Origin of the sequence: Paenibacillus sp. FSL H8-0332 (assembly GCF_037963835.1) — a bacterium.
Classification (GTDB): domain Bacteria; phylum Bacillota; class Bacilli; order Paenibacillales; family Paenibacillaceae; genus Paenibacillus_AQ; species Paenibacillus_AQ rhizoplanae.
The window spans coordinates 5,641,939-5,655,904 of record NZ_CP150145.1; the positions used below are offsets into that span (position 1 = coordinate 5,641,939).

7 protein-coding genes are annotated in these 13,966 nt (G+C 52.8%); 3 read left to right on the forward strand and 4 right to left on the reverse strand.

What is annotated here, in order from left to right:
- Positions 1 to 35 precede the first annotated feature (35 nt).
- Positions 36 to 806 (reverse strand): DeoR/GlpR family DNA-binding transcription regulator, encoded by a 771-nt coding sequence (locus NST43_RS24340; RefSeq protein ID WP_339219873.1) that lies wholly within the window; start codon positions 804 to 806, stop codon positions 36 to 38.
- 289 nt (positions 807 to 1,095) lie between these two features.
- The gene (locus NST43_RS24345) at positions 1,096 to 1,347 is read right to left on the reverse strand and encodes a hypothetical protein (protein WP_339219874.1); all 252 of its coding nucleotides are present in this window, start codon (positions 1,345 to 1,347) and stop codon (positions 1,096 to 1,098) included.
- On the opposite strand from NST43_RS24345, the gene NST43_RS24350 reads away from it, so the two are divergent.
- Genes NST43_RS24350 through NST43_RS24360 form a run of 3 tightly spaced genes read left to right on the forward strand, consistent with a single transcriptional unit; the run spans position 1,346 to position 6,473 of the window.
- Positions 1,346 to 2,314 carry a metallophosphoesterase family protein gene (locus NST43_RS24350; RefSeq protein ID WP_339219876.1) on the forward strand — a complete coding sequence of 323 codons (969 nt, stop codon included), beginning with the start codon at positions 1,346 to 1,348 and terminating at the stop codon, positions 2,312 to 2,314. The genes NST43_RS24345 and NST43_RS24350 overlap by 2 nt on opposite strands.
- Before the next feature lie 25 nt (positions 2,315 to 2,339).
- Positions 2,340 to 3,248: an EamA family transporter gene (locus tag NST43_RS24355; RefSeq protein ID WP_209993580.1), complete on the forward strand. Its 909-nt coding sequence runs from the start codon at positions 2,340 to 2,342 to the stop codon at positions 3,246 to 3,248.
- A 54-nt stretch (positions 3,249 to 3,302) separates the two neighbouring features.
- Positions 3,303 to 6,473: an ATP-binding protein gene (locus NST43_RS24360; RefSeq protein WP_339219878.1), complete on the forward strand. Its 3,171-nt coding sequence runs from the start codon at positions 3,303 to 3,305 to the stop codon at positions 6,471 to 6,473.
- Positions 6,474 to 6,564: 91 nt separating this feature from the next.
- Here NST43_RS24360 and NST43_RS24365 read toward each other — a convergent pair whose 3' ends face one another.
- Positions 6,565 to 11,841 (reverse strand): S-layer homology domain-containing protein, encoded by a 5,277-nt coding sequence (locus NST43_RS24365; protein ID WP_339219879.1) that lies wholly within the window; start codon positions 11,839 to 11,841, stop codon positions 6,565 to 6,567.
- 264 nt (positions 11,842 to 12,105) lie between these two features.
- Positions 12,106 to 13,890 (reverse strand): aminopeptidase P family protein, encoded by a 1,785-nt coding sequence (locus tag NST43_RS24370; protein ID WP_339219880.1) that lies wholly within the window; start codon positions 13,888 to 13,890, stop codon positions 12,106 to 12,108.
- Positions 13,891 to 13,966: the final 76 nt, after the last annotated feature.

Genomic DNA, 13,966 nt, shown 5'->3' on the forward strand with positions numbered 1-13,966 from the left:
AAGGATTGGCGCTTTTTATGTTGCACAGCTCCGCGTTAAGATCCGGTCAGCAGCTCTATATCCAGCCGGGCAAAGGTATCCTTCCATTCCGCAGAGCAGCCGCTGTCGGTCAGCACCATGGAGATATGCTCGAGCGGAGCAATCTGGGCAAAGGTTGTGATTCCGAATTTGGAATGGTCTGCGACCAGAATGGATTCTTCGGCCCGTTCCATCATTTTGCGGGAGATCAGCGCTTCCTCCAGGTGGTAGTCGGTGATGCCCTCCGAGAGTGAGATCCCGCCGGCAGAGATGAACGCCTTATTCACCTTGAACTGACCCAGCAGATCATGGGCGGTGCCCCCTACTGCCGCCTGATACCCTGCATTCACCTCGCCCCCGGCAAAAATAACCTTCCCCTCAAACTGCTCCAGCGCACAATTCAGGATCGGAACGGAGTTCGTAATCACTGTCACCTGTGTACGGTCCTTAAGCGCTCGCATAATCTCAAGGGTTGTTGTCCCGTTGTCGAGGATCACCGTCTCGCCGTCTTGAATAAGCGAGGCTGCCAGCCTGCCGATGGCCTGCTTGCCCGGCAGATGCATCTGGGCACGCTTCATGAATGTAGGCTCATGACTCTCCGACCGAATCCGCACCGCTCCCCCGTACACTTTGCGCAGCCGCCCTTCCTTCTCCAGCCGGTCGAGATCGCGCCGGATCGTCTCCGTCGTCACCCCGAACCGCTCCGCGAGAAAATGCACCTGCACCTTCCCTGCAAGCTCCAGCTGGGCGAGTATCGTGTGTTTGCGTTCTTCATAGGTCAGCGACATCCAAGCTTCCTCCTGTTGTTGTGGATTAATTATATAGATTGTACTTTTGTTATTTCTATGATGGGATTGGTCGTGACTCCAGAGAATATTTGGCCCTCCGGCCGCTGTTGTCCCCAGATTTCTTTGATTCAGCCGCTTCTCGCGGTAGAAATCCGGTGACAAAGGCGGACGCTATCGCTCCTACAGTTCCAAAATTCCCCTCCGCCACTTTTCCCTTTTCATATATTTTCAGTTCAAACTAGTTAGTAAAATCAATGTATGTTGAGTATCTCTAGTTGAAATGTTGTTTCTAGTTTATTGATGTTGATTTCTTCAGTATATGGACCGAAATTCCACCTGTCAATGCGCGCCCCTCGCCACAGAAATATCCTTGGTAGGCATAAGTTGCTTGACAGAATAACAACATCAGCCTAAAATCAACATGAAACAACAAGAAGAAACATGAATCAACAACACCACGAATGAACAAGGCTGGGCTGATGGTTACATCACCACACGCCTTATCCATGACCTGATTGACAAGAAAGGGGATTTCCCGCATGAACAGTAAATTATCATTTCGGCCAGACGGCACCTTCACCATCGTACAGTTCACCGACCTCCACTGGATGGATGGAAGAGCAGAGGATCAGCAGACCCGGGAGCTGATGGAGCTGGTGCTGAAGGCGGAGCGGCCGGACCTGGTTATTTTTACAGGGGATACGATCTATACGGGTCCGGTTCGTGAAGGCGAGCTTCCTTGCCAGGACCCCAAGCAGGCCTTTCGCGATGCAGTGGCTGCTGTAGTGAATTCCGGTGTGCCTTGGGCGTTCGTATTCGGCAACCATGACACGGAGAACGGAGTGACCTATAGCGAGCTGATGGAGATTGCACAGGAGTCTCCGCACTGCCTGGCTGAAGCTGGTCCGGCGGAGCTTGCCGGTTCAAGCAATTACGTCCTGGAGATTGAAGGCACGGGTCATAATGCGGGTGCCATCCTCTATATGCTGGATACTGGCGCCTACTCTCCGCTGGAGCAGATTCCAGGGTATAGCTGGGTCCGGCGTAACCAGATGGATTGGCTGGCAGAGCAGTCTGCGCGGCTGAATCCCGGAGAAGGTCAGGCCAAGCGGCCTGCACTGGCGTTCTTCCATATCCCGCTGCCCGAATATGACGAGATGTGGAACACTCAGACCTGCTACGGACATAAGTATGAGCGGGTCTGCGCTCCGGTTCTGAATTCAGGGTTATTCGCTACGCTCGTAGAGATGGGCGATGTGGCAGGCACCTTTTGCGGACATGACCATATCAATGATTTCACCGGCACGCTGCATGGCATCCGCCTCAGCTATGGCCGGGCAACCGGCTATAATACCTACGGGCACGACAACCTCAAGCGGGGAGCGCGCGTCATCCGTCTAGAGCAGGACCATCCGTCCTTCGATACCTGGCTCCGGCTGGAAGATGGCTCCCGGTGCTCTGAACAACCCGCCCATACACCTCTCCCTGCTGCCGAACCACAACATTAATGAATTCTTGAGGGGTTGACAATCCATGCTACTGCCTATTCTTTTGGTGCTGGCTTCCGGTATGTGCCACGCAGTGTGGAGCATGTTCACCAAGAGAAGCCTGAATAAAAGCAGTTTCCTGTGGTCGATCATGATGGTCTCCACGGTGCTGCTGCTTCCGGTCCTGCTTGCCGAGCTGTGGACACAGCCGCTGGCCCCCGGTGCTTACGCCCTGCTGCTGCTGTCTGTAGCGCTGCAGGCCTTATATTCCTGGCTTTTATCCATAACCTATGAGATGGGCGACCTCTCCCAGATCTACCCGGTAATGCGGGGAACCAGCACGCTGCTGATCCCGCTGATCGGGGTTATTTTTCTGAAGGAGTCCTTATCTGTCTATGGCTGGATCGGGATCTGCTGTATGCTTGGCGGCTTCGCTGTACTTAGCGGAATCGGCTCCAGAAGAAGCCTCCCGGCTGCATCCGGGTCAGGGTCTATGTCCGGCACTCCATCTGCATCCGGCTCCGGCACCACCTTAGGCTACTATACACCGGTACTCATGGCCCTCTGCGTGGGATTATGCACCACCTGCTACGTGTTCGTCGATAAGCTGAACCTTCAGCATATGTCACCGCTGGCGCTGCTTGAGGTGACGAATATCGGCTTCGTGGCCGGATTAACTCCGGCGGTCCTGAGATCGCGGAAGCTGCTTGAAGAGTGGCGCCGCAACACATTCACCATCCTGCTGGGCAGTGTGCTGAATCCGGGCTCCTATCTGCTGTTCCTGTTCGCACTTCAGCAGGCGCCGCTCGCCCACATCAGCCCGCTGCGGGAGATCGGGACGATATTCGCCACTCTCCTCGGTGTGCTTCTCTTGAAGGAGCGGCAGGGTCTGCGGCGGCTGGTGTGCTCGGTCGTCATTTTCTGCGGAATTCTGCTAATTGGCATCTGGGGGTAAGCAGGATAACTATCACAGATGTCGAATTGAAACCGTATGATGAAGATAACCTCGATGAGTACACACATGATGAACGCCAAAGCCAGATTCAACCCCAAGCAGGTTCTATTGCTGCTTTTCTATCTAACCATTCTGATCAGTCTGCGCTATCTGTGGTTCAATGCCAATACGGCGTCTGAGCATCCCGAGGCACAGCAAGGTGTGCTGGATATGCGGGGCTGGGACTTCGGGAATTCCCCGTCCATCCAGCTGGATGGAGAATGGGAATTCTATCCCGGCCAGCTCCTGGGCTATGAGGATTCCGCCGCACTTGCTGCGGCCACACCGCATGTTGTCCAGGTTCCCGGTGACTGGAGCAGCGGCTTCCCGGAAGGGGAGCAATCCTCGCTGGGCTATGGTACATACAAGCTGCGTATACTCGTAGACCCGTCACAGACTGAGTCTTACGGCTTCTGGATTCAGCGGATTCAGGCCGCCTCCAGCATCGATATTAACGAGCAGAGAGAGACCAGCTTCGGGAAGCTGGCGGTGATTAGCGGGGACTATATTCCTAAGGCGGTCTCTTACACCGCAGCCTACGAGAATCCGGGAAGACAGGAGATTGTTCTCCTCGTCCGGGCAGCCAACTACGACCATCCGCTGGAGGGCGGGATTGTGAGGTCGATCCGTTTCGGCTCCCAGGCAGCGGTGGATAGCGAACGGATGTATTCCATGGGCTTCCAGCTGGTGGCGTTCATGATCATGCTGCTGCATGCGCTGTATGCGGGGATTTTGTTCTTTTTTAACCGGAAGCAGCGGGCGTTCCTGCTCTTCTTCCTCCTGCTGATGGCAGTAGCAACTACCATTGTAGTCGATAACGATACGATTCTCCTGCTCTGGTTCCCTATTAACTATACCTGGGCACTGAAGCTCAAAATGCTGGCCTATCCTGCGTTGTCCCTATTCATGCTGCTGCTGACGCGCAGCTTCTCTGCCTACGAGCGCCCCGGCCGTCTGTTCAAAATCTATCTGCTGGGTCTCCTGCTCTATACCGCCTATGTCCTGATCTTACCGGCACATTACGTGGTCTATGCCAGACTGTTCTTCTCCGTCTTCTACCTGCTTCCGGTAGCCGGAGTTATCTATTCTATTGGCCGGATGGTGATGCGGCAGGAGCAGGATTCCTTCTTCCTGCTGTTTGCTGCCGCAGCCATCGGCTCCAGCGTCATGGGCGGGGCCATGGAATCCAATGCCAAGGGGAGTATTCTGTATTATCCTGTAGATGTCATTGCAGCCATTATCGGCTTCTCCTCCTACTGGTTCAAACGGTATTTCCGCAATGCAGAGGAGAACCGGCTGCTCAACCAGCAGCTGAAGGAGAGCGACCAGAAGAAGGACGAATTCCTGGCGAATACCTCCCATGAGCTGCGGACACCACTGCACGGCATTATCAGCATTGCCCAGACTGTTGCCTCCAAGGAACAACACATGCTGGACGAACAAAGCTATAAGGATCTGGAGTTACTCATTACGATCAGCCACAGGATGTCCCTGATGCTTAACGATCTGCTCGATGTGACCCGTCTTCAGGAGAAGCGGATTGTGCTGCAGCGCGAGCCGCTGGCCATGGGTTCACTGGTCTCGGGCGTGCTGGGGATGTTCGAATTCATGATCGAAGGTAAACGGCTACAGCTGCGTAATGAGCTTCCCGCTTCATTGCCGCCGGTCTGGGGGGATGAGAAGCGGATTGTACAGATTCTCTATAACCTGCTGCACAATGCCATCAAATACACACAGGCCGGAACGGTCACCGTCTCCGCTGTCGACGACGGCAAGCTTGCGTGGATCAGCGTAGCCGATACCGGGGCGGGGATCGACAAGGAGACACAGGCGCGGATCTTCTCCCCCTATGAGCAGGGCAGCAAAGGCATCATTGACGGCGGCGGCATCGGTCTCGGCTTAAGCATCAGCAAGCAGCTGACCGAGCTGCACGGAGGAGACCTCACGGTTGATTCAGAGCCGGGCAAAGGGTCAGTGTTCACCTTCACCCTTCCGCTGGCCTCCTCTGCCGGGGCCCGGGAGATGACGGATCAGGATACAGACGCCGCAAGGCAACCGGACAACCCGGATCTGCAAGGGCTGCTGCTTGAGGAGAGCCGGCTGCTATTACAGCAGTCCGATATCCGCAATCTCACAGTCCCCGTGGAGTTAACGACTCCGCCGCAGATGCAGGCAGCCTCCCGGGCAGCCAAATCTCTGATCCTGGCCGTCGACGATGACCCGGTCAATCTCAAGGTGCTCTCCAGCATGCTCTCGGCAGAGCATTATCAGCTGGTGACCGCCACCAGCGCCGAGGAAGCCTTGGAGCTGTTAGGCACCGAGCCGTGGGATCTGCTGATTGCCGATGTGATGATGCCGTACATGTCCGGCTATGAATTAACACGGATCGTCCGGCAGCGCTTCACCCTCTCGGAGCTGCCGATCCTGCTGCTCACGGCCCGCAACCAGCCGGTGGACATCTATACCGGCTTCCTGGCCGGGGCCAATGATTATGTCGCCAAGCCGGTGGACGCGCTGGAGCTGAAATACCGGGTCCGCTCACTGACCGGACTGAAGCAGTCCGTCACCCAGAGCCTGCGGATGGAGGCAGCTTATCTCCAGGCACAGATTCAGCCGCATTTCCTGTTCAACACGCTGAACGCGCTGCTGGCGCTGAGTGAATTCGACCTGCCGAAGATGCGTGATCTCGGGGAGGCTTTCTCCTCCTACCTGCGTATCAGCTTCGATTATATGAACTCGCAGCAGCTTGTTGGACTCTCCCATGAGCTGGAGCTGATAGAATCCTATCTCTTCATTGAGAAGGCGCGCTTCGAGGAGCGTCTGCAGATCGAATGGGAGGTTGAGCCCGGCATCGAGCTGCTGCTCCCTCCGCTCACACTTCAGCCGCTTGTGGAGAATGCCGTCAGACACGGCCTGCTGAGCCGCAAAGCCGGAGGCAAGCTCTATATCCGCATTCACCGTGAGAAGGGATACACCTCCTTCGAAGTGGAGGATAACGGCAAGGGCATGAGCGGGGAACAGGTCGCCCGTCTGCTCGACGACAGCTTCCAGGCCCACCGCGGCATCGGTCTGCTGAACACTAACCGGCGGCTGACCCAGCTCTACGGCGAAGGCCTGGTTATCCGCAGCCAGCCCGGGGCTGGCACTACGGTATCCTTTGTGATTCCTGAGCGGAGGCAGGGCTGATTCTTTATTACACTCCAAGCTTTTGACCACAACACAAAGCAGCGATTCTCCCATACCGGGAGAACCGCTGCTTTTTTAGAATTAGATATATTTAGTATTTCAACTGATATAACCGGTAGACCAAGGCAGCAGCCTCTGCTTTACTGGCGGTCTGGGCAGGGCGGAAGCTCTGATCCCCGAAGCCTTCGAACAGATGCATACTCTTGGTCAACGCCACACTTGAAGCCGCCCATTTTGATATTTTGGCTCCATCTGTGAAAGCTGCAATCACTGCTGCCGGCTGGGCAACAGCTGATTTACCGTTATACGCTGTAAGTGCACGTGCAAGCATTGTTGCAATCTCTTCACGTGTGATGGTTGCCTCAGGGTCAAAAGCAGCTGGCGATTTGCCATTAATGATTCCGGCTGCATAAGCCGCAGCAATTTCATCCGCATAAGGATTCGTTGTCTTAATATCCTTGAACGGCAAGATTAGCCCTTCCCCATTCAGCCCATAAGCTCTGGCGATCATTGCTGCAAATTGCTGGCGGGTAATCTTGTCAGATGGAGCGAATACTCCGCCCTCATCCACGATGCCCTTGGTCAACAGGTAATTGATCTCTTTAACTGCCCAGTGATTGGCAGGCACATCTGTGAATGCAGCAGCTCCAAGCATCACCGTGTACTTGCTGAAGTGTCCTCTTGGCGCAGTTACAGTTTGAGTGACAGGATCATATTTACCCCCAACCGCTTCCCAGGAAAGACTCTTCTCATTCAGGACGTACACGGTCAGATTCTCCAGATTCGCCTCCGAATATTTCGAAATATCAATGGCTGATACATCAAAGGTCACATCGATCGGCTTAGTGAAGCTCTTCACCGGTTGGCCGCCCACAGAGGCACTGAATTCCATCACAGGGATGTTGGCCAGCGGTTCTGCCTGGCGGGGTTTGTTAATCACAGCATTCTGTACAACTTCTGCTGCCAGATTAATCTTCTGGCCTGCCTCAATCTTACCGAAGGTATCCGGCTCAATGGTGAATGCCGTCTGGTCCATTTGAATCTTCAATCCGGCAATGTCATTCTCCCGTACCAGGGTAAGAATCTCGGAGGGAAGCGTGGTGTTGAGCTTATGAATCCCTTTATCCACCGGAGGCACCTTCACCGTCAGGCTCAGCTTCAGGTCAGCAGCCGTTCCGGCTCCAAGCTTGCTAGTCAGCTCTCCAGCGACGGATGCTAATGCCTGCTTGGCCGTTTCAATCTGTGCGCTGATGAATCCCGAATCCAGCTGCGAAGAGACGGCGTTTCCTTCTACAGTTACATTTTCTTTGGCAATTGTAGCTTCGCCAGCCTTGTTAAGCGCGGCCTGGCTGGAATGAATAACAGCATCCTTCAGCTTCTGAACCTCTTCAGCCGTGATGCCCTGCGCATTGCTCAGCACTGCAGCAGCATTATTAATAAGGGCCTGGGCAACTTCTACTGCCTTGCTGGAGCTATCCAGCTTGTTCAGTAAATAAGGCGCACTTCCTATCAATTGAGTAATTGAACTCACAATCTTCTGTTTCTCTGCGGAATCCTGAATAGTTCCCAGGAGCTGTGCTGCCGTATCCATAGCCTGAGACAGACTCTTACTGTTCTGTTCAGCCTGTGCAGGTGTGTTAGCCGATTTGAGTGACTCGGCAATACTGGACAGCGCATTCTGGGCAGCCGAAGCCTTCTCTGCTGCGGAGCCGGAAGTGTTCTTCAGCAGGTCTTGCAGCTTATCATTCTGCTGCTGAACATTCGCGTTATTACCAGTTGGCGCAGCCGGGGCGGGAGCAGGAGCAGCCGGAGCTCCAGCAGGTCCAGGTGCTCCTGGTCCGCTTCCCCCTGGTGCCGGTGCGGGATTTGGATTCGTACTGGTATTACCGCCGTTACCTCCATTATCACTTCCCGGCGGGTTAGGGTCCGGATTAACCACAGTACCTCCCGACGACTCCAGGATTACTTTTTTGTCCAGGGTATAGGTCTGTCCATCAATAGTCATTGAAGCTTTGATCACATAAGTTCCGTCAGTCAACATCTTGTTTTCTGTATTATCATAAGTCATTGCTCTTAGCGGGTATACCAGAAAAGCCTCTTTGGATAGTACTTTTCCCGCTTCGTTCTGAAGCTCATAAGTAGCCTTGTCCGGGTACAGACTCATGCTGCCACTGCTTGTTCCGCCATTGGCAACCAGAATTTGCGGCTTCTTGATTTGTCCGATGGAGTTGCCTGCTGTATCGACCAGTCCAATCTCAAGCAAGGTCGAACCAGCGGGCCTGATTAATTTGCCATTCTGCAACCCCACAATATCCAGCCCTTTCAAGGCCAGTGGCGTAATCTGTGTGAGTGTGCCTGCCTGCAGCATTCCAGGTGCGAAATGAATATCGTACTGGTATTCGATGGCACCCTTGATTTGGTCTACAGATACTACTACATCACCAGGGGTAATTTGCACCTGATTGGCATTGAACGCATAGCCTTGGAGTGTAGATTGACCCGCTGTCGTATATTTAACCGCATAGATGGTCCCCGATTCAGGAGCCACCAACGTAGCCAGCGCGGACGCACTATCATCCATCGACAAGCTATTGTCTCCTGCACCGATTACCACCTGATCACGGTATACAAAAGTGTCTGACCGGGTATGTGCCAGCATACTGTAGGTTCCTTGAGTTGCATAGAAATAATTCTCACCTGCAGGATTGTTGTCGATCACATAAGGAATATAATCTGCCCCTGCCAAATCCTGGCGTACCACATACAGCTCATCTGTCGGCTGATCCAATATAACCTTGCTGACTTCCTGAAGCTCTTGTCTGGCGTCCAGCACCAGCGAATAATCCTTGCCGGGTTCTGTGTTAATGGAGCCAAACATGTAGTAACCGTATTTGGCCTCCACTCCGTTATGGCTTCTGTTATATCGCATGAAGTCTACATCTACGGATGAAGGAGAATCTACCACCAGGAATCCCTGCGACCCAGGAGTGCGAATATAAGAATTGACAACGTAAGAAATCCCGTCGCTTCTTTTCACTGTAGCCTGGATATTCGCATCGTCCAGCGGAACCCCGCCCGCATAGTTCCCGCCTTCAGCCTTATCAAGGCCCCGCACACGGATGACAGCCTGCGATTGCGGATTAATGATCGCTAGGTATACACTTTTAGATAAATAATCAGTCTTCTTAAAATACAACTCACCTATATAAACAGCTTTGTCTGCCGGAATGGTGAACGTTCCCTGCTCATCGGTGGTGCCAAGCACCTCCCCATAACCGCTGATCTGCACTCCAGCCACCGGTTGCCCCTGGGCACCCGTATCATGCTGGCGTACAGTAACCCTTACCTTCTGTGCCTGGTCAACGGTCAGGTATGGCTTGTCTACCAGGTCCACCAGCTTGCCATCATTGTCTCTGATCTCAATATCCAATTCGTTCTTCGGCAGAACCTTCAGCTCGGCCTCACTCAGTAACTCTCCCATTACGTATCCGCCACTTTGGTATACATATGGGAATAATTGAACCTTATACGTTCCTGATTTCGCAGGCTTCCAATCCCGCTTATTGATCCGCTGCAATTTCCCGTCCTGTTCCTCAGTGGACCAATACAGAGAGTCATTCGAGATCACTGCACCGCTCTCATCTGTGATGACCAGCTTATAATTACTGCTGAGATCCAGACGATTCTCATACTCATCTGTCACTTTCACCAGAATATTCACACTCTCACCCAGAACAACCTGATTGCGGAGTTCAGCCCCATCATAGTAACTGGAGCCTGGCACCAGGAGACTGATCCCGGCCTTAAAAGTACTGCCGCCACGGATGTTATACTCATCGTCAACCGGAGTGAAATACGAATTCAGTACAAGTTCATTCGGGTTGCTGCTAGAATCCGTACCGCCAAAAGTGGTGTTTGCCGTCAGACGGTGGATTTGTTCGCCCTTAGGTACATACAGATGATCATCTACGGCAAGACCCATACTGATCTGGTTATAGTTATATCTTTCGTTCAGATATGAGATGTTTATTTTACCACGCCCCATCCCCATAGCCGGTATCTGAAGTTGCAGCTTGCTGAAATCCCGGGAATGACCCTCATAGAATATTTCATGTTTTGCTTCGGTTGGCGTAATTTTATTACGGAATAAGATATTGACGCCGGTATCACGATTTCTTGCAAGCGACGTGAATTCATATTCCTTATTCTTCTCCAGATAGATACTTTGCCCGAAAAAGAGCTGAGAACCTCTAGCATCGTCAATCTGTTTGTACCTGGTATTATCAATGAGAGAATAGTTCTCTACATATACAGGCTCACCGTCCAAGGAAGCACGGAAGCTAATCCGGCTGTAGTCACTGGCATCCTTGATGATTTCTTTGTGTATCCCTTCTTCCGTTGCGTACAATGAAGAGGCAGGAATCTGGAACATATAAGCTTCACGGTTCTCAGTGGCTATATAAGCTTTATAGTCTCCAGGCACCTCTCCCGTTCTGAATACCAGCACCGTATATCCCGGCACAGCAAACTGATTCGCCAATCCCCTGAGTCCGGAGTTGGTCAGAAACGGCTGGGTGAACAGCTTCCCCTTGGCATCCAGATAACGGACAGCCACCATATACGTACCCGCTTGCTCCAGATCAGTTACATAGATTGGCTTGGCTTCATACTGCTCGCTCCCCTGCTTAAGCAATACGAACATAACCGGACTATTCATATATAATTGATGATTATCCCTAAGCTGAATCTGTCCGTTCGCATCCGTGGTGTATTTAAAGGACTGATTATTCATCCATATCGCCACAGATCCATTCACAAGCGGAACACCGTTATTCAGGATGGTAAGCCTTACATTCTTATCATCACTGCGGATCTCTGATTGTGTAGCACTTTCATATGTATTGGAATTCTTCGTCATCCGTTCTACAGAGATATCAATCCCCGTAGCTGAAGGTACACGGATGCTCTGTGGCGGTGTCACCACCAGCCCCTGCTCGCCTGTGTATTCGGCATGAAGAGAGTATTCCTCACCGGCAGCCAGCCCTTCAAAAGAAAGATAATTGTATTCCATAGAAGTATACACTGCATCCAGCACAGTCAGCTTGGCTTCACTTCTCGCCTTTACCTTACTGGCTATCTGGGCATCTTCTTTCATAAGTACGAACTTAACCTCATTTAGAACCTTAAGATCACTATAAGTCACATCTACTACACTATTGACTGTGATCTTTTGTGTGCCGTCCGGGAGCCGGTCATTCGAGACTACCCCTGCCCTGAACGAGGCGGCTGATACCTCAAGCACACTGAATAACGATAATAATACAACTAGAACCATGGAAACTGCCGTTCTTAATTTCTGCGAATACATACTCCATCTCCTTCTCCCCAGTTCATACCATGACAATTGACAATTATAGTTATATTCCAACTCCCTTCCCATTTAATTCTATTAAGAAGACTCACAACAAGGATGTTACATTTTTTTCGCGAAAATGTCTATTACTTCCTTAACAGGGTCCCGGAAAGTTAACTTTACGCCGGGGTTTTGTCACATTTTGTCTAAATTATATTCCAAAACCATATAAAAAAGACGAAGACCCCAAGGTCCCCGCCGTTTCAATTCCACTATTCCTTACAACACCAAAGCCGCCGTCTCCCGCTTCAGCCACAGCCGGTGCTCCTCATCCAGCAGCGGAGCCAGCTTATCGTACACCTCAGCATGATAATGGTTCACCCAAGCCAGCTCCTCCCCGCTTAGCATAGACGGCTCAATCGCCCGGAGGTCTATCGGCAAAAAGCAGAGATTTTCGAATTTCAGGAATCTTCCGAACTCCGTAGTCACATCCTCCGTAATCAGCAGCGTGTTCTCCGTGCGGATACCATGACGGCCTTCCTTATAGACTCCCGGCTCTACCGTGATAATCATCCCTGCTTCCAGGACGACAGGATTCGGCTTGAAGCTGAACCGCTGCGGCTCTTCATGCACATTGGAGTAGTAGCCCACACCATGCCCGGTTCCGCACTTGTAATCCAAGCCATTATCCCACATCGGCTTGCGGGCGAGGATGTCGAGGGTAGATCCGGTGGAGCCGTAGAGGAACTTGGCCGTAGACAGCGCAATCACCGACTTCAGCACCAGCGTGAAATCTCTCTTCTCCTCATCCGTCAGCGGGCCAAGCGCCAGCGTGCGGGTGATATCCGTTGTCCCGTTCAGGAAGTGAGCACCCGAATCCAGCAAATACAGACCTCTGGCTTCCAGCTCTACCGGATGGTCGGCAGACGGCGAGTAGTGCATCATCGCAGCATTCGCGCCGTAGGCAGAGATACTGGAGAAGCTTAGCTCAGCAAATAACGGCTGCTGCCGGCGCAGCTCTAACCCCTTCTGGTCTGCTTCCACCTCTGTCACCGGACGCACGGGGACGGTCTCCTGCAGCCATTTGAACAATCCTACAAGGGCTACGGCATCCTTCAAATAGACATCACGGATATTACGGATCTCTACCTCGTTCTTGAGCGACTTGAGTGCCACCACGAGACCCACCGCCTCAATGATACGAGCGGAGTCGGGGATCGCAGCCGCCAGACGATATCCGGTTTTATTCGGATCATACAGCACGGAAGCCGCTTCCGGGAGCGTCTGCAGGAACGGTAGGATGTCATCATACTCCCTGATCTCCACTCCATCCCGGGCCAGCGTATCCTTATCTTCCGGGGTGGCTTTATGGCCTCCGGCGAACAATATTGCGTTATGTACCCCTACTATGGCAAAAGCCGTCACATACGGATTGTACGGGATATCCCGTCCCCGGATGTTGAACAGCCAGCACAGATCATCCAGCGCGGACAGCACATAATAATCAGCGCCCTTACGCTTCATCGCCTGCCGGACCTGCTCCAGCTTAGCCACCCGGCTGAGGCCCGCATACTCTTCATCATGCAGCATTAGCGGCTCGGCCGGAATGGGCGGCCGGTCCGTCCAGATCGCCCCTACCGGGTCGAGGTCGGTAATCGTCTGAATCCCTTTCTCCGCGAGCTTGGCCTGCAAGCCCTTCATAGCGGATACGGACAACGTTCTGCCGTCTACGGCCATACGTGCGCCTTGCGGCAATTCCTCGGCCAGCCATTCATCCCACTGCGGGACGCCCGGCTCTGCCATACGGAACAGACGGATGCCCGAGCCCTCCAGCTCCCGCTCCGCCTGAATGTAATACCTGCCATCCGTCCACAAGCCAGCATCCGCTAGCGTGATCACAGCCGTTCCGGGGGAACCGGTGAAGCCGGTAATCCAGCGGCGGCTTTTCCAGTGCTCCCCCTCATATTCACTGATGTGAGCATCCCCGCTCAATACCACACAGGCCGCTATCCCGCGCTCCGCCATCCATTCTCTTAACTTATGTACTTTCTCCTTAGGCAACATATCCGTAACTCCTTCTCTCTATCTAGTCTACTGAATCATCATACACCTGCATTTCCAATAAAAAAAGATGAAGACC